16 protein-coding genes are annotated in these 15,718 nt (G+C 63.0%); 4 read left to right on the forward strand and 12 right to left on the reverse strand.

Features of this window, described 5'->3' with window-relative positions; translation table 11 throughout:
- Positions 1 to 832 precede the first annotated feature (832 nt).
- Both ABFK29_RS13795 and ABFK29_RS13800 read right to left on the reverse strand, forming a co-directional pair.
- Positions 833 to 2,206, reverse strand: a complete 1,374-nt coding sequence (locus ABFK29_RS13795) for a HAMP domain-containing sensor histidine kinase (RefSeq protein WP_005855825.1) — start codon at positions 2,204 to 2,206, stop codon at positions 833 to 835.
- Positions 2,193 to 2,870, reverse strand: coding sequence for a response regulator transcription factor (locus ABFK29_RS13800; RefSeq protein ID WP_005855826.1), 678 nt, complete (start codon positions 2,868 to 2,870; stop codon positions 2,193 to 2,195). The genes ABFK29_RS13795 and ABFK29_RS13800 overlap by 14 nt, the downstream gene beginning before the upstream one ends.
- A gap of 165 nt (positions 2,871 to 3,035) precedes the next feature.
- On the opposite strand from ABFK29_RS13800, the gene ABFK29_RS13805 reads away from it, so the two are divergent.
- The 4 genes from ABFK29_RS13805 to ABFK29_RS13820 all read left to right on the forward strand — a co-directional run bounded on the left by ABFK29_RS13805 (position 3,036) and on the right by ABFK29_RS13820 (position 7,594).
- Positions 3,036 to 3,605: an HdeD family acid-resistance protein gene (locus ABFK29_RS13805; protein ID WP_005855827.1), complete on the forward strand. Its 570-nt coding sequence runs from the start codon at positions 3,036 to 3,038 to the stop codon at positions 3,603 to 3,605.
- 400 nt (positions 3,606 to 4,005) lie between these two features.
- Positions 4,006 to 6,594 carry a bifunctional lysylphosphatidylglycerol flippase/synthetase MprF gene (mprF, locus tag ABFK29_RS13810; protein WP_005855830.1) on the forward strand — a complete coding sequence of 863 codons (2,589 nt, stop codon included), beginning with the start codon at positions 4,006 to 4,008 and terminating at the stop codon, positions 6,592 to 6,594.
- A gap of 9 nt (positions 6,595 to 6,603) precedes the next feature.
- A complete protein-coding gene (locus ABFK29_RS13815) occupies positions 6,604 to 6,927 on the forward strand; it encodes a YidH family protein (protein ID WP_005855831.1) in 324 nt (107 codons plus the stop codon).
- Positions 6,914 to 7,594 carry a hypothetical protein gene (locus tag ABFK29_RS13820; protein WP_198135688.1) on the forward strand — a complete coding sequence of 227 codons (681 nt, stop codon included), beginning with the start codon at positions 6,914 to 6,916 and terminating at the stop codon, positions 7,592 to 7,594. The genes ABFK29_RS13815 and ABFK29_RS13820 overlap by 14 nt, the downstream gene beginning before the upstream one ends.
- Before the next feature lie 252 nt (positions 7,595 to 7,846).
- On the opposite strand, the gene ABFK29_RS13825 is transcribed toward ABFK29_RS13820, so the two are convergent.
- The 10 genes from ABFK29_RS13825 to ABFK29_RS13870 form a co-directional block, all read right to left on the reverse strand.
- The gene (locus tag ABFK29_RS13825) at positions 7,847 to 9,397 is read right to left on the reverse strand and encodes a DHA2 family efflux MFS transporter permease subunit (RefSeq protein WP_005855835.1); all 1,551 of its coding nucleotides are present in this window, start codon (positions 9,395 to 9,397) and stop codon (positions 7,847 to 7,849) included.
- Positions 9,394 to 10,398, reverse strand: coding sequence for an HlyD family secretion protein (locus ABFK29_RS13830; RefSeq protein ID WP_005855837.1), 1,005 nt, complete (start codon positions 10,396 to 10,398; stop codon positions 9,394 to 9,396). The genes ABFK29_RS13825 and ABFK29_RS13830 overlap by 4 nt, the downstream gene beginning before the upstream one ends.
- Positions 10,399 to 10,462: 64 nt before the next feature.
- Positions 10,463 to 10,612 (reverse strand): DUF3096 domain-containing protein, encoded by a 150-nt coding sequence (locus tag ABFK29_RS13835; protein WP_005855839.1) that lies wholly within the window; start codon positions 10,610 to 10,612, stop codon positions 10,463 to 10,465.
- A complete protein-coding gene (locus ABFK29_RS13840) occupies positions 10,609 to 11,133 on the reverse strand; it encodes a DUF1269 domain-containing protein (RefSeq protein ID WP_005855841.1) in 525 nt (174 codons plus the stop codon). The genes ABFK29_RS13835 and ABFK29_RS13840 overlap by 4 nt, the downstream gene beginning before the upstream one ends.
- Positions 11,134 to 11,164: 31 nt before the next feature.
- Positions 11,165 to 11,434, reverse strand: a complete 270-nt coding sequence (locus ABFK29_RS13845; RefSeq protein WP_005855843.1) for a hypothetical protein — start codon at positions 11,432 to 11,434, stop codon at positions 11,165 to 11,167.
- A gap of 25 nt (positions 11,435 to 11,459) precedes the next feature.
- A complete protein-coding gene (locus ABFK29_RS13850; RefSeq protein WP_005855844.1) occupies positions 11,460 to 12,242 on the reverse strand; it encodes a 3-hydroxybutyrate dehydrogenase in 783 nt (260 codons plus the stop codon).
- Positions 12,239 to 12,877: a cytochrome b/b6 domain-containing protein gene (locus ABFK29_RS13855; protein WP_232281509.1), complete on the reverse strand. Its 639-nt coding sequence runs from the start codon at positions 12,875 to 12,877 to the stop codon at positions 12,239 to 12,241. Before ABFK29_RS13855 ends, ABFK29_RS13850 begins: the two co-directional genes overlap by 4 nt.
- A gap of 6 nt (positions 12,878 to 12,883) precedes the next feature.
- Positions 12,884 to 13,630: an acetoacetate decarboxylase gene (locus tag ABFK29_RS13860; RefSeq protein ID WP_005855846.1), complete on the reverse strand. Its 747-nt coding sequence runs from the start codon at positions 13,628 to 13,630 to the stop codon at positions 12,884 to 12,886.
- A gap of 431 nt (positions 13,631 to 14,061) precedes the next feature.
- Positions 14,062 to 14,469, reverse strand: coding sequence for a hypothetical protein (locus ABFK29_RS13865; RefSeq protein ID WP_005855847.1), 408 nt, complete (start codon positions 14,467 to 14,469; stop codon positions 14,062 to 14,064).
- 351 nt (positions 14,470 to 14,820) lie between these two features.
- Complete coding sequence (locus ABFK29_RS13870; RefSeq protein WP_005855848.1) at positions 14,821 to 15,711, reverse strand: mechanosensitive ion channel family protein; 891 nt, start codon at positions 15,709 to 15,711, stop codon at positions 14,821 to 14,823.
- Positions 15,712 to 15,718 lie beyond the last annotated feature (7 nt).

Here is a 15,718-nt window from a genome sequence, read left to right on the forward strand (position 1 = left end):
ATCGGTGATATCAAGGCTGACGTCATGGCAGACCCACACTCTTTCGCGCCCTCTTATTTGCGGCATTCATCCCTGTCGCCCCTGTACAGAAGACCGTCGGCCCCCTGCGCTTGCAATTTGATTTTCCGATCCGGCGTTCTGCTTGCCTTCGACGTACAGGGCGCGTTCGCGTGCACCATTGCGGACGGACGTCTATTCATCATGGCCGACGGCTACCTGATTGCGCGTTACGGCATCCGCGCCAAGGGTCTCCGCGCCAGGCGGGTAGAGACCACTTGGCGGCATTTGTTTCACCGCTACGATTCTCGGCTCGATTGTGCTCCGCATCCTGGAAATGCCCCGCCCCCGAAGTTCCGATCCGCTGAAGCGGCTCTACTTCAGGCAGTCCTTCGTACTGCGAAGAACAGGTATTTTTGCTAAGGCGAAGACACTCACGTGCCGCGTTCATCCTTCATCTTGGTGACAAATACCTCGGGGGGCTCCGAAGGAGCGGGGGCAGAGCCCCCTTCAATGCTTCAACTTCCCAAAGCCTGCGGATCGACAATCTGGAGGATCAGACGAATGCCTCTTTATCTCCGACAGTTTGTACGTGTGGGGCAAGATATCCTCAGCTACCTTTGGATGTGCTACGAGCGTGCCTTTGCCGGGAAACTCCCTGTCACTTGGGTTCGTATACGCGTGATCCGAAACGGCGCTTCATTCCTCCGTGCGCAACGGCATGGCTCATGACGGTGCGTCTCATCCGTTGGCGCGTCACGCGTCGACGGGTCACGGGCGGCGCAGGGTCCGACGCTAAGTGGCAGCGGCACACCGCCGTTCGACCGGGCGCCATTCAAATGGCGGTGGCAGGCAAGGTCACCTCGACGATCAGGCCCGGGTGGTTATCCCTGAGAGCTATGGTGCCGTTGTGCTTCTCGGCGATGGCCCGCACAAGCGCCAGCCCCAAACCGCTTCCCGGCTTCGAGCGGCTGGGGTCGAGCCGGTGGAACGGTTCGAACACGCGCTCTTTGGACTCGGCGGGAATCCCGGGGCCCTTGTCGGCAACGGTGAACCTTACGCAGCCTTCCGCACGGGCCAGCCTGACCGTGATGACGTTGCCCTCGGCGCCATGGGTGACGGCGTTCTGCAGCAGGTTCACCACCATCTGCTGAAGCATCTGGCCGTCGCCGTTGACCCCGTAGTCCTTCCCGGCGTCCACGTCGAAGAGCAGGCTCTGGCCCTCGTCCTCCGCGATCAGGGCGAAGGTGTCGGCCAGTTCCCCAGCCAATGCCACCAGATCGATCCTTTTGCCAAGATGCTCTTGCCCCGCCGCTTCGATGCGGGACAACTGCAGGTAGGAGTCGAAGATGACCCGCATGTTCTCAAGCTCGTCCTGCGTGTCGGCCAGTTCCGCTGACGGATCCTCGTCGTGCTCCACCCTCTCCATGGCCTTGCCCAGCGAAAGATAGGCGCGGCCGAGGGGCGATTTCAGGTCGTGGGCGGTTGCGGCGGCGGTGTTGCGGGTCGTTGCCACCATACGGGACAACCGGTCCAGATGCTGGTTCAACTGCCGCGCGATCCGGTCGATCTGCGTTGTGCCCCCGTTCTCGGGGATACGGACGGCCATGTCCCCCTCGCTGGTCTTCGACAGCGCGGTCTCGATCTCTCGCAAGCGCCGCAGGCTCTTGCCGCTCAGAAGGTAGCCGACGGACAGCATGGTCAGGACGATCAGGAACCCGCTCAACGTCAGGGCGCGAAAGACGAGGATCTTAGTGCGATAGAGCAGGTCCAGACGCTGACCGACAACCAGGAGGGTTCCGTCCAGCGAATCCGAATAATAGACGTAGTCGTGGGTAAGATCGTCCGGCGAACCGTCGACATGGTCCAGTGCACCGACCTGGAGTCCCCGTCCTTCCGGACGGCTCAGAATGTTCCCGGCGACAAGGCTGTCGTTTGTATCGAAAAGCGCAACCGCATGATGGCCGTTGGACTGCACGCGCGAGACCTTGTTGACCGTGGTGACAACGTGGTCCTGGCCTTCGTTCGCGTGATCGGTGGCGATGATGTTCCAGCGCTGCTGCACATCGTCGCCCAACTCGGCGATCAGGCTTCGGTCGATGTAGACCAGAGCCAGCCAGCCGAAAAGAACCAGCACGATGACAAAGGCGAAGGCAGAGCGCAGGACAGCCGAAAACGCGGCGCCCGAAAGAACGTCACCGCGGTCCATGCATCGAATACCCGGTGTTGCGGATCGTGTGAATCAGGGGCGTTTCGAAGGGTTTGTCGACCTTGGCACGCAGGCGGCTCATGTGGGTTTCGACCACGGTGGTATTGGGGTCGAAGTTGAAATTCCAGACCCGCTCCAACAGCAGTGTGCGGGTCACAACCCGGCCGGAGTTCCGCATCAGGATTTCGAGGATGGCGAACTCCTTGCTGTGCAACTCCATCACGGTGCCCTGGCGTGTGGCGGTACGCGCCAGCAGGTCGAGCGTCAGGTCGTGCACGGTCAGGACGGGTTCCGCGCGGGTCTCCGTCTTGCGGCGGACGATGGCGTCTATGCGGGCGACAAGTTCGGAGAAGTGGAAGGGTTTCGTGAGGTAGTCGTCGCTGCCCGCGGCCAGCCCTTCGACACGGTCGTCGACCTGTCCCATCGCGGTCAGGAACAGGACCGGCAGGGATTTCTTCGAGGCCCGGAGCGCCTTGAGCACCGACAGCCCGTCCATGCCCGGCAACATGCGGTCGAGGATCGCCAGGTCGCAGTCGTTGTACAGAAGATAGCTGAGCGCGTCCCGGCCATCGGCAACGTGATCTACGGAATGGCCGTGTTCCGAAAGGCCGGCCACGATGTAGTCGGCCACCTTGGTATCGTCTTCGGCAAGCATGATCTTCATGGGCGTCCATCTCCTTGCCGTCATGTAATGAGAATCCGACCGGATACGCCAGCGAAACAGAGTTGTTTGCGTGGAAGTAAAGTTCGCGCGAACCCTGAGCGATGGCGCACACCTAGTTTCCTCACACGCCCGGCCGAAGAGACCGGACCCATTGGAGCGAAGCAAATGCAGACTTACCTGACTCATCTGAAATTGTCGGTCAGCCCGGACATCGAACGGGTCGGTTTCAAACACCTGAGACTTGTCGGCGTTATCCTTGCCCTGATCGGCTTGCTCGCCATCCTTCTGCCCTCTGTCGCGACCTTCGGAACGGAACTTCTGGTGGCGTGGATGTTGACCTTGTGGGGGGCCGTGGGGCTTTGGTTTTCGTGGGCCATACGACCCGCGCCGGAATGGCGCTACGGTTTTGCGGCCTTCGGACTGCTGTTTGTCGTCGGTGTCGCCTTCGTGCTGTTTCCGCTTGCCGGTATCGCCGTACTGACCGTGCTCATGATGCTGTCTTTTCTGATGGAAGGGATCCTGTCTATCCTCTTTGGGCTGCGCGCCAGCGCTCATCTGTCGAACTGGGGTTGGCTCGTGTTCAGCGGGTTGTGTTCCTTCGCGGCCGGTGTCGTGATCCTGTTCGGCTGGCCCTGGACTGCAAGCTGGACACTCGGCCTGATGATGGGTCTGAATTTCCTCTCGACCGGATTGTCGATTGTCATGCTCGCAAGATCGGCCAGACCCGCCGACTGACATCTGTCCAAAGAAGACGCGGCCGGGCACTGGTCGCTGGGCATGCCTCCGCCAGACATGCCCGCGCAACCCGGGCAGCAACCGGAACGTTTTGAACCGCTTTTGCGACGTGCCGGTGGCACGGATGAATGTGCACGACGTTCCATCGCGCCCTACACCCTCAAACTGCCCGATCCGATGTCCCAGCATGACCGCACTTCCGGCCCAACCACGGTGATGCGCCCACAGAGGCAGAAAACCATGGCTCGCCAGCCTTAAGGGCAAGAAGGCCGAGTGAAGCCGACACGCGAACTGGACATTCACCCGCGTCGTGAGAAGATCGACCACCCGAGTGCAGAACCATTGGAAAGGCTTGCCACGTTGCAGCAGACACGAATCGACCGTCTCGGGGAACCTATGAATGACCGTCACTGAGCCCCCGAAGGTCGTCTCGCGCGCGCTGCGCGTGATCGAACACCCCGCCGTCAAGTTCGCGATTCCCGTCGTGATCGGCATCATTGCCGTGATCGTGCTGCACAAGCTGGCCAGCCATGTCACTTGGGCAGACGTGAGGTCCGACCTTGCGGCGAAGGATGCGTGGTTGCTTCTTGCGGCGCTTGCCTGCACCGGACTCAGCTTCACCGGGATCGCGATCTACGATTTCCTCGCCATGCGTGCCGTCGCTCCGAAAACCATGCCAGCCCATGTGCCGATGGTCGCCGGTGCGGCGGGCTACGCGATATCCGGCCTTCTCGGCGTTTCGTACCTGACGGGCACCGCCGTCCGCTACAGGGCCTATTCGGCCTTCGGTCTCGACCTCGTGAAGGTCACCGCCCTGGTCGCGGTTTCATGGACCGGTTTCCTGTCCGGTCTGGTTCTGCTGTTCGGCGTACTGCTGACACAGCATCCTGCGGGGTTGAGCGCGGTCATCCCGATTCCTCCGGTGATCGAGACCGCACTCGGGTCTGTCCTGCTTGCGGGATACGCCGGCTATCTGATCTGGCTGGCCAGCGACAGGAGGCGTCTGAAATCGGGGCCATACACCGTGGCTCTGCCGCGATCCGCGCAGGCTGCGGGCCTGACGATGGCGGGTATTCTCGATATCTCCGGCGCGGCCCTGACGCTCTACGTGCTGTTGCCTGCGGACCTCGTGCCCAACCTCCCATTCTTTGCGACCGTGTTCATCGCGGCGGTCATTCTGGGCATCCTCAGTCACGCCCCCGGCGGTCTGGGCGCGTTCGAGGCGACCATCATCGCCGGGCTTGGTGCCTCCGGCAGCTCCGACGTGCTTGCGTCGCTTGTGCTCTATCGCCTGATCTATACCGTGCTTCCCTTCGCCATCGCCGCCTTTGGCCTGGCCACTGCGGCGGCACTGGCCAACCGGGGACGGTTTCAGGTCACGTCGAGCACGCTTTGGCGCGCGCTGAAGCCCGTGGTGCCGATCCTCGCGGCGGCATTGGCGATGCTCGCGGGTATCGTCCTGCTCGTTTCGGGCAACCTGCCCGCCGAGGGCACCCGGCTGGAACTGCTGCGTGACGTGTTCCCGCTGGGCGTGGTCGAAGCGTCTCACCTGGCCGGAAGCCTCGTGGGGGCCTTGCTGATCGTCGTGGCGGCAGGCCTCTACCGCAAGCTCTACCGCGCCTGGCTTTTTGCCATGGCGCTCATCGGGATCGGGCTGGTCTTGTCGCTGGCCAAGGGGCTCGACTGGGTCGAAGCCCTTTCCATGGCGGCGACGCTGGCGACCTTGGGACTGCTGCGCCCCGCCTTCTACCGTGCCGAGGAGATATCGCTTTTCCGGCTCGACCGGCGCTGGATCCTCAGCATCCTTGTTCTGGCCGCGGCAATCTTCTGGATCGGCCTCTTTGCGTACGACCACGTCGAATACCGCAATGCGCTTTGGTGGCAGTTCAGCTGGAACGGCGACGCCTCGCGGTTCCTGAGGGCCAGCCTGGTCGTCGCGATCGTTCTGGCGGCGGTTGTCGTCAATTCCATCATCAACCATCGGCCACCGGTCCGCGAGCCGCGCACAATCCCAGACGTGGTGCGCAATCTGGTGGCGCAAAGCGAGGACACAGAGGCCAATATCGCCCTGACCGGGGACAAGCTGTTCCTGGTCTCGGAGGACGAGACCGCCTTCATCGCCTATGCGGACACCGGCAAGTCACTGATCGCCAAGGGCGATCCGGTCGGCGACGTGACCGCCGGCCAGGCCCTGATCTGGGCACTGCGGGAACGTGCCTATCGGGCCGGCAAGCGGGTGGCGTTCTATTCCGTATCTCCGGCCTACCTGCCGACCTACCTCGACCTGGGGCTGTCTATCCTCAAGATCGGAGAGGTGGCGCGCGTCGACCTTCGCGGCTTCACTCTGGACGGATCGAAGCGCAAGGACCTGCGGCAGGCCCGCAACCGGGCGGCGCGCGACGGTTTTGTCTTTGCCGTGATCCCGCGCGCCGAGCTGGGAGCGATCTTGCCCGAGCTGCGGCACATCTCGGATGCCTGGCTGGAACGCAAGCAGGGCGAGGAAAAGGGCTTTTCCCTCGGCGCCTTCACCGAAGACTACATGCGTAATTTCGACGTGGCCGTGCTGCGCGACCCGGACGGACAGATCGTGGCCTTTGCCAACCTCTTTCAGGGCGCAGAGCGCAGCGAGCTGTCTCTGGACCTGATGCGCTACCTGCCCGAGGCCCCGCATTTCGCCATGGACGCGCTCTTTGCGGAGATGATGCTCTGGGGCGCGGCCGAGGGCTATCGCTGGATGTCGCTGGGGGCCGCGCCTTTCTCGGGTGTCGAAAACCGCGAGTTGGCGCCGCTCTGGAACCGCATCGGCGGGTTCATCTACGAACATGGCGAGCATTTTTACCGGTTCGGCGGCCTGCGCGCCTACAAGGAAAAGTTCGACCCGGTCTGGTCGCCGAATTACCTCGCCTGCCCAGGCGGTCTGGCGGCGCCGCAGATCCTGTACGAGGTCAATGTGCTGGTGTCCGGCGGACTGCGCGGACTGATGAAATAGGAGCCGCGGATGATCGTCAATTTCGACACACATGCCGCCAACGAACGAACGTTTCTGGCTTGGGTGCGCACCGCCGTGGCCATCGTCGGCTTTGGCCTCGCGGCGGCGCGGCTGGGGGCGCGGCCAGTGCCGCCGTGGTCCAGCTATCTGCTCTTTGCCACCGGGGGCGCGGTCGTGATCATCGCCTGGCTACGGATGCGGCATGTGCGCAAACGCATCGACGCGCAGGACAGGCTGCCCGACGACGACGGCCCTGCCGAAGCCTTTTTGCTGTTGCTTGTCATGGCGCTGTTCCTCTTGCTCGGAAGCTTCGCCGTCCATGTTGCGCCTTGATCCCGGATCGCAGCCAAGCGTCGCCGATGCGTTACGGCGGGTGCCCTTCACGCTTGCCTTTCTTGGCGCGATGCTGCTGGCAAATGCCCTTTCCGGGACGGTTTCCGGACAGATCGCCCCCGCCGTGCTTGATGCGCGGGGCATCGGGGTCGATGCGATCAGGGACGGCGATCTGACCCGGTTCGTCACCGCCATCTTCCTGTCGCACGATCTGCCGATGCTGCTGCGCCAGCTCGTCTTTGCAGCGGGCGTGATCGGAGCGGCGGAATGGCGCTGGGGCAGTTGGCGGGCCGCCGGACTGTTTTTCGGTCTCGACTTCGTGGTCGGCGCCATCCTTCTGGCGGCCATCGCACTGATCCCCCATCTCGCTCCGCTGGCAGGTGTGACCGATGTCGGCATGTCGCTGGGCGGTTTCGGATTGATCGGCGTGTTCGTCGCCTCATGGCGGCACGCAGGGGGATGGCTGGCCGCGATCGTCGGACTTGTGGCCGCAAAATATGCGATTGCGCCTGACCCGGTTGCGGACGGGGGTCATTTGATCGCACTCTTTGCAGGATTTGGCGCTGGTGTATTCGAACCGCGCCGTCCGGGCCGGGCCGACCGGGCGCCAGCCGTCCGGCAAGGCCTCGGAGTTTCGTCGGACCAACGGCGGAAAGATGGGTCATAATGGGGTCTCGGCCACGACCCGGGACAACGCTTTAAGCACAAGGGTCGAGGCTGTAGGCCTTGAGAGCCCCCCGCCCTGAACAGGCGCCGATTTCCGGTCTGGGGCCGCTCCTTGGATATGGACAATCATGCTGACCCTTGACCGGCGTGGCAGAACCGATTTTGAAGACTGGCGTAGGATGCCGTTCACCACTCTTCTGCGGGCAATCCCTGCGACGAATGCCCGCTCTCGATCATCGGCTGCCGGGCGGCCTCAGTGCGCCATGGCTGGGGCGGCCGTGGCCTTTGGCCGTTGGAGGATTAGCACCACGGGCAGCATCAGGAAGGCCGCGACACCGGTCAGCCAGAAAGCGTCCTGAAACGCCAGAAGGCTCGCCTGCTGCTGGATCTGTCCGGCGATCTGGGCCGCCCCTGCGGCGGAGGACGGATCGAGGCCCAGAGGCGCCAGCCATGCCCGCGCCGCCGCGTCGAAGGGCGTGATCCCCGCCGACAGAGTCGCGTAGTGAAACTGCATCCGGCTTGCGACCTGCCAGCCCACAAGCGCGATGCCGACAGAGGACCCAAGCGATCGCGTCACGCCGTAGATGCCCGAAGCCTCGTCCTGCTTGTCCGGCCCGATGTTCTGGAAAGCCAGCGTCGACATCGGAACGAAGAAAAGCCCCATGCCAAGGCCCGAGACGACACCCGGCCACGCGAGGTTCCAGAAGCCGGCATTGAGGTTGAGCTGCCCCAGCAGGATGTTGCCCATTCCCGTCATGATCAGCCCGACCGCCAGCAGCTTGCGCGGGTCGAAACGCGAGACCAGCACCGATCCCGTCAGCACCATCGAAATACCCCCCGCGATCCCGCGCGGGATGAAGAGGAACCCCGCATCCAGCACCGGATAGCCCAGCAGGCCCTGCACAAACAGCGGCAGGATCGCGATGGACCCGAACATCGCCACGCCGAACCCCAAGATTGCTACGTTGGCACCCGCAAAGCTGCGGTCGCGGAAGAGCGAGAAGTCGATGATGTTGTTGGTCTTGCCGCGGCCACGCAGGACAAAGGTGGTGGCGCAGGCGATCATGGTGATCGCGGCGACCTGAATGAGCTTCGAGGCGAACCAGTCGCGGGTCTCGCCCAGGTCAAGCATCAGTTGCAGCGACGCGATGGCCCCCACCATCAGCGCCAGCCCGGTCCAGTCCACCTTGATCCGGTGTGTGTCCTCGGACTTGAGTTCGCCCGTCATCATGGTCAGGGCAAAGGCCGCGATGGGCAGGTTGACGTAAAACACCGCGCGCCACGAGAAATACTCGGTCAGAAGCGCCCCGATGGTCGGGCCCAATACCGGCGCCACGACGACGCCCAGGCCGAAAAAGGCCATGGCCTGCCCGCGCTTTTCCTTCGGGAAACTGTCGAACAGGATGGATTGCGACAGCGGGATCAGGAAGGCGCCAAAGATGCCCTGACCAAGGCGGCAGGCGACCATGACCTCGACGCTCCACGACAGGCCGCAAAGCGCGGAGAAGGCGGCAAAGCCGACGATGGCCGAAGTGATCAGCCGCCGCCGCCCGACCATGCGGACAAAGAACCCTGTCAAAGGCATGACAACAACGGACGCGACGATATAGCTGGTCAGGATCCACACAGTCTGGTCGTTGGTGATCCCGAAAGCGGCCTGGATCTGCGGCAGCGCCACGTTGACGATGGTGCTGTCGAGCACCTCCAGAACCGCCGTCAGCACCACGGCCAGCACGATTGTCCAGCGCACGGCCTTGGGTGCCGCACCGCGCGGGGCCTCGGGCGTATTGGCGGCGGCATTCATTTCGCGTTGTCCAAACCGGATGTATCGACGGTCACGCTGGTGCTTGCGCCCACGCGCAGCTGCATCGCCGGATCGTCCGGACGGGTGTCCAGCGCGATGCGCACCGGAAAGCGTTGAGTGACCTTGACCCAGTTGCCGCTGGCGTTCTGCGGTGGCAGCAGGGAAAACACCGACCCCGACCCGGCGCCCAGGCTCTTGACTGTGCCGTCAAGCGACAGACCCGGGTACATGTCGATGTCGACGGTCACCGGCTGGCCGGGGCGCAGGCGCGCCAGATCGGTTTCCTTGAAATTCGCGTCGATCCACCAGTCGCCGTCCTCGACCAAGGAAAACACCGCCATTCCCGGCGACACCAGAGCACCGGGCCGGAGGTCGAGGTTCGAGACCCAGCCCGGCACCGGGGCGGTGACCTTTGCCCGGGCGAGGTTGATCTGCGCGAGTGTCAACTGCGCCTTGGCCGCGCGCACCGCCGGGTTGTCGTCACCGGCTTGCCCGGCGCGTTCGCGGGCCGAGGCCAATGCCGATTGCGCGCTGTCGAGCGCCGCATTGGCCTGATCGCGCGTCGTGGTGGCCTGATCCAGCGCCGCTTTCGCCACGTCGCCCTTCTTGAACAGAGACGCCGTCCGGTCATAGCTGTCCTGCGCATCGGTCAGCGCCGCCCGCGCGCTGTCGACCTGGGCCGAGACCGAGGACAGATCGGTGATCGACGCCTTGGTCTGCTGGACGGCGGCATCGTAACTGGCCTGCGCCGCAGCGACCTGAGCGGCCAGATCGTTGGTGTCGATCTGGAACAGCAGGTCACCGGCCTTCACATGCTGGTTTTCCGTGACCGCGACGGTCTCGACCGCGCCACCGACCTGGGGGGCGATGGTCAGCACATTGGCCTTGAGGTAGGCGTCGTCGGTCGAGGGGTGGATGGTTTCGTGCTGCCACCAGAGCCACAGTCCGCCTCCGGCAGCGACGACGGCGACAGCGAGAATGATCAGTTTCAAATGTTTCATGGTTGGCCCTGTCAGAAAGGGGGCGGACCCCGATCATGGGGTCCGCAGCCGGAAGTATGCGCGCTCAGGCGCCGAAGATTTGCGGGAACAGCCCGGCCAGTCCGAAAAGGATCAGGTAGCCGGCGATGACGTAGTTGAGCAGCCTCGGAAAAATGAGGATCAGCACGCCCGAGATCAGCGCCAGCAGCGGCTGAAGAAAGACGACCGTTGTCATGCCTGTTCCGGCGCCTGCGCGTCGACCTCGGCCTTGTGCGCCTCATCGAAGGCACGGCGCAGGTGGTTTTCCGCATCGGTGTCGAGGTTGGTCCGCAGAACCCGGCCGCCGTGTTCGCCAAGCCGCTCGATGACCTTGTCCGAAGCCATGGTCCGCACCATCATGAAGAGCGCCGCCTGTCCCGGTTGCAGGACACCGCCCACCTCTTTCATGAAGTCGTCGTTGATGCCGTAATCGGTGAGCGCGCCGGACAGTGCCCCGGCCCCTGCCCCCACGGCCACCCCAAGAAGCGGGTTGAAGAAGAGCATGCCGACCAGCAGTCCCCAGAAGGCCCCGCCGGTTGCCCCGGCCGTCCACATGTTGACCATCTGGTTGAGCTTGATGTTTCCCTTGTCGTCCGCAACGGCGACAACGGCGTCGGCCACGTCGACCAGGTATTCGCGGGTCATTTTCATCAGCTCGGCGCGGGCTTCTTCCGCTTTATCAGGTGTTTCGTACCCGATGACGATGAGTTCGGACATGACGTTATCCTTTTCAGTCCTTGAGTGAATGTCAGTTGGATCCAACGTGCGAGGGGTCGATGCTTTCGAGCCACTGCTGCACGGAGCGTTCGAGGTCGGTCACGTGGTTGCCGTTTGCCTCGGCATCGGCGGATTCGCCATTCAGCCGGGCCTGCAGACGCGCGTAGCGGGCCTTCAGTTCTTGCGAGGTCAGATGCGCCTTGTCGTGAAACAGGTGACTTTCCTCACGCAGCCTCTTTTCGGCGGCGTGGATCTTGTGACCGAGTGCTTCCAGCCGGTCGTGAAGGGACGGGTGTTCCATTGCCGGTTTCCTTTTGCCTGCAGGGTCAGTTCATGTACCAGCCGTGGCTGACGACCAGCGACTGACCGGTGAGGGCGTTCGTGGGGAACGCCGCAAAGACATGGGCCACCTCGGCCACATCCTCGATGGTGGTGAACTCCTGGTCGACGGTTTCGCCCAGCATAATCTTGTTCACGACCTCCTCTTCCGAGATGCCAAGGTCGCGCGCCTGTTCCGGGATCTGCTTTTCGACCAGCGGCGTCTTGACGAAGCCCGGGCAGATCACGTTGGCGCGGATGCCATGCTTGGCACCCTCCTTCGAGATCACACGGGCCAGACCCAGCAGCCCGTGTTTCGCAGTCACATAGGCGGATTTAAGAGGGCTGGCCTCCTTGGAATGGACCGAGCCCATGAAGATGATCGTGCCAGATCCGGCCTTCTGCATGTGCGGCATCACCGCCTTGGAGGTCAGAAAGGCCCCGTCGAGATGGATCGACAGCAGCTTTTTCCATTCGTTGAACGGGAAGTCTTCCAGCGGGTGCACGATCTGCACGCCCGCGTTCGACACCAGCACGTCGATCCGGCCCCATGCGTCGATGACCTTGGCGACACCGGCGTTGACCTGGTCCTCGTCGGTGACGTCCATTTCGACGGCCATCGCCTCGCCCGGGCCTTGGGCGGTCAACTCATCCGCCGCCTTCTGCGCGGCGTCCAGTTTCAGGTCGGCGATGACGACCTTGGCGCCGTCGGCGACGTAGCGTTTGGCGATGCCGTGGCCGATGCCGCTGGCCGCGCCGGTGATGATGCAGACCTTATCCCTGAGGTTCATTTGCTTGCTTCCTTGTTAGACGCGGAGCGGAAAGACCACATCTCGCGCAGGTTGAAATCGGTGGAGAGGTGTTGGAGGACGGCCAAGCTGACGTGGCCGATCAGGTAGGCCCAGGCGAGGTTCGCCAGCGCTTTATGGACGAACATGGCAAGGCCCACCAAGCCGCCAGCATCGGGGTTGCCGGCTCCGACGAAGTAATAAAGCGTGCCCGACCCCGCCATCGCGGTGATCAGCAGGATGCCCAGGCCATGCACGGCGCTTGCAAGCGGGCTGGCGTCGTCATGCGGCGGCAGACGGAATTGGCGCAGCGCCGCGCCGTGGCGCTTGATGTCGGACCAGAGCGCCGAGAGACGTGCGCCCGAGAACCAAGGGAACAACAGGCCCGACGGCGTGCCGCGCTTGCGGGCCGTCAGAACGATCCAGAACAGCACGATCAGGGCAAAGGCGGCAAGGCCGCCATATTCGTGGATCTCGTACCAGAGGTTACCGGCATGTCCGTCCTCGGCGGGCTTCATCACCAGGCTGACCACAAGCTGGGTCACGACGGCCACAGCCAACCCGGCATGAACCAGTCGTGTCGGCAGATTGTGTCGAGAAGCGTGGCGCATAGCGTCGGATTGGCGTTCAGCTTGCATGATCCGTTATCCTTTCGGCTGCAGGTAATCGTGGACCACCTCGCCCAGTCCGAGCGTCAGGTCGGTCATCAGGTGGACGGCGGAAACGACCTCCAGCACCGGCAAGTCAGAGACCGGGGCCAGCGCGTGCTGGTGCAGTTCCAGCCCGGCGGGGCCTTCCCAGGCGCCCTTGAGGGTCACGTCCAGCGTGTAATAGCGGACCAACTCGCAGATGCGCGGCGTGCAATCGACATGCGGGATGATCTTGAGCATGAAGTTCGGCGCTTCGAAGCCCTTGAGCACCTTGTCATGGTCCAGCTCGCGGTGCTTGTAGCCCATCGTGCCGGTCGCCACCCGAACAGAGCCGACGTCCAGCGTACCGACCAACGTGTCTTTCTCGACCCTCAGCGCCGGATCGGCGAGCTTCTTCGGGAAGCCCCAGATCTCGCGCCCTCCAGCAATGGGCGCGTCGTCGTTGAGGAACATCGAGTGGACATAGCCGCCCGCGACGCCGTCCAGCGTGACCGGGATCACCTGTCCGCTTTCGGTGTAGTCACCGAAACCGGTCGAGTCGGGCATGCGGATGAACTCGTATTTCACCAGCGGCTCGGGGATCTCCAGCGGCTCGGGCACCACGCGGCGAAGGGCCTCCATATCGGTGCGGTAGGTGATCGTCAGGAATTCCCGGTTGACGAACTTGTAAGGCCCCTTTGGATAGGACGGGCTGGTAAGCGGCATGGCAAAGGCGTTTGCGACGACATCAGAGGATTTCATGATCGGGGTCCTTCAGTTTTCGGGTGTTTGAGAAGCGCAGACGTGCAGGGCCATTGCCCCCACGCAGCGGAAATTCGAAGTGTCTGTGGACAGCGTAAGGGAGGCGGACCGGCCATATGGCATAGGCTGGCGCCGCGACGCGGCCTTCCCCTCAGTTGCCTTAGCCCACCGCGCCAGTTGAAATGCCGAGCATCCCGTCGGCGCCGGACGCCCTGCCCCTTGCAAGACCAACGCATTGAATTCTGTTGAGGCCATTTTCGCTTGTCCTGTTCCCGCAGCGATTGCTGCCGTTGAAGAACATTTAAGGGCGCACTCCTTCACCAGATTTTCGGCAACCTTACATGTGCGAAAGATTCGACAAGTTACTATCGTTAAAAGAAAAACCCGCCACCAAGGGTGACGGGTCCGATGTCGCGGGCCATGTGGTTGGCTCAGTTTCCGTAAAGCCAACCCTGGCGCTTGTAGGTCTTCGCCGGAGCGCCCCCGAACACGGCGTCGTAAACCTGGTTTTCGAAGGCCGCCACATTCGCCTCGCTGCGGTGATCGGACGGTGCATTGGTGTTGAGGTAGTTGCAGAAGGCGGTGATCATGATGTCCGCGACATCGGCGTCCTTGGCGTCTGGATATTCGCTGCGGATCTCCTTTGCGATCGTACCCAGCGATTGGCCGTCCAGATCGGCCGTCCCGACCCTTTGCGCAAGCTGCTGCAGATCGAAGTCATGGGCACCGGCCTCGGTGAACACGGGCGCGGGCTCCGGGCATTCGAGGGACTGCGCGGCAACCAGCGCGGGGGATGACAGGCAGAGTACCGTCAGGAGGGGAAGAAGCGTACGTTTCATGAAGGGTTCCTTTCAGAAGTCAGGCGGGGCCGTCCCAGGACGACCGCTTTGGGGCTGCGCGGCGCGGCGGCATGCGACCGGACCGGCACCATGCGCGTGTCAAAACGCGGCGCGGCCAGCGAGTGGCCGACCACATCGGATAGAAGTTTGAACCAGTATGTCAGCATGATGGGCCTTTCGCGCGATTTGCTCCGATACGCCCTTTCTGCCCGAGCCATCTGCAGTGGTCTTTTCCGCGGCCTTACATTCGTGAAAGGTTTGCTGGCCGCGGCGCAACGCAGACAATCCGACGTCCCGCCGCATTGTCCAAACCTCAAAGGCGCCATGGCATCGGAATCTACAGGACCCCGATCAGTCCGCGTCCGTTTCGGGCCGCGCGTCCTGACGGAGCGCCGCGGACACCTCCTTGATCAGGACGTTCTGGTAGGCGTAGGGAATCTCGATTCCGGCCGCGTCGAACCGCTTTTTCACCGCTTCGAACACGTCGTTCTTCACACCTGCCGCAACACCGGAATCGGCGCACCAGACGCGCAGACTGAAATCTACGCTCGACGCGCCGAGGTTGGTCACGGGGCAGCCAACGACTTCCTCGACCTGGGGAAGACCGGACGCGATTTCGAGGATCAACGCACGCGCCGCGTCGATGTCGGAATCGTAGCCGATCGAGATCGGGATCACCGCCATGGTCCGTTGTTCACGGGCCGACAGATTGACCATGGTGGCACTCGAAATCGACGAATTCGAGATGATGACCCGGCGATTGTCGTAGGTCTTCAGCATCGTGTAGCCCAGCGACACGTCCTCGACGATGCCCGTCTCGACGCCGGTCGGCGCATTGATCTGCAATTTGTCGCCAAGCCGGAACGGCCGGTAGAAGATCAAGCTGAAGCCCGCGACGAAATTCGACAGGGTCGATTGCGCGGCCAGGCCAAAGACCACCGATGCGACCGACACGCTGGCCAGCAAAGCGGTGGCAAGCTTGTCCAGAGCCGGGATCATGTGCGCGTAGAGCATGAGGATCATGATCCAGACAAAGGCGCTGGCCACCTTCGACAGAAACGCGATGGACATGCGGTCGAGGCGATTGTCGTGGTCGCGCGCGACGACGAGCCGGATGGTCCGTTTCAACAGATGCGACAGCAATATCCCGGCAAGAAGGAAGAGCGCGAGGATGATTAACGCCCCCGACCATTTGTCCGGATGCAGATGCGTCGTCCACTGCTCCACCGTTTTCCAGGTCATCGGTTTC

The sequence above is a fragment of the Sagittula stellata E-37 genome (assembly GCF_039724765.1).
GTDB lineage: Bacteria > Pseudomonadota > Alphaproteobacteria > Rhodobacterales > Rhodobacteraceae > Sagittula > Sagittula stellata.

Bases quoted from the DNA above. Each gene is read 5' to 3' on its own strand.
- ABFK29_RS13795 (WP_005855825.1), bottom strand. From the start codon at position 2,206: ATGGACCGCGGTGACGTTCTTTCGGGCGCCGCGTTTTCGGCTGTCCTG.
- ABFK29_RS13800 (WP_005855826.1), bottom strand. From the start codon at position 2,870: ATGAAGATCATGCTTGCCGAAGACGATACCAAGGTGGCCGACTACATC.
- ABFK29_RS13805 (WP_005855827.1), top strand. From the start codon at position 3,036: ATGCAGACTTACCTGACTCATCTGAAATTGTCGGTCAGCCCGGACATC.
- mprF (WP_005855830.1), top strand. From the start codon at position 4,006: ATGACCGTCACTGAGCCCCCGAAGGTCGTCTCGCGCGCGCTGCGCGTG.
- ABFK29_RS13815 (WP_005855831.1), top strand. From the start codon at position 6,604: ATGATCGTCAATTTCGACACACATGCCGCCAACGAACGAACGTTTCTG.
- ABFK29_RS13820 (WP_198135688.1), top strand. From the start codon at position 6,914: ATGTTGCGCCTTGATCCCGGATCGCAGCCAAGCGTCGCCGATGCGTTA.
- ABFK29_RS13825 (WP_005855835.1), bottom strand. From the start codon at position 9,397: ATGAATGCCGCCGCCAATACGCCCGAGGCCCCGCGCGGTGCGGCACCC.
- ABFK29_RS13830 (WP_005855837.1), bottom strand. From the start codon at position 10,398: ATGAAACATTTGAAACTGATCATTCTCGCTGTCGCCGTCGTCGCTGCC.
- ABFK29_RS13835 (WP_005855839.1), bottom strand. From the start codon at position 10,612: ATGACAACGGTCGTCTTTCTTCAGCCGCTGCTGGCGCTGATCTCGGGC.
- ABFK29_RS13840 (WP_005855841.1), bottom strand. From the start codon at position 11,133: ATGTCCGAACTCATCGTCATCGGGTACGAAACACCTGATAAAGCGGAA.
- ABFK29_RS13845 (WP_005855843.1), bottom strand. From the start codon at position 11,434: ATGGAACACCCGTCCCTTCACGACCGGCTGGAAGCACTCGGTCACAAG.
- ABFK29_RS13850 (WP_005855844.1), bottom strand. From the start codon at position 12,242: ATGAACCTCAGGGATAAGGTCTGCATCATCACCGGCGCGGCCAGCGGC.
- ABFK29_RS13855 (WP_232281509.1), bottom strand. From the start codon at position 12,877: ATGCAAGCTGAACGCCAATCCGACGCTATGCGCCACGCTTCTCGACAC.
- ABFK29_RS13860 (WP_005855846.1), bottom strand. From the start codon at position 13,630: ATGAAATCCTCTGATGTCGTCGCAAACGCCTTTGCCATGCCGCTTACC.
- ABFK29_RS13865 (WP_005855847.1), bottom strand. From the start codon at position 14,469: ATGAAACGTACGCTTCTTCCCCTCCTGACGGTACTCTGCCTGTCATCC.
- ABFK29_RS13870 (WP_005855848.1), bottom strand. From the start codon at position 15,711: ATGACCTGGAAAACGGTGGAGCAGTGGACGACGCATCTGCATCCGGAC.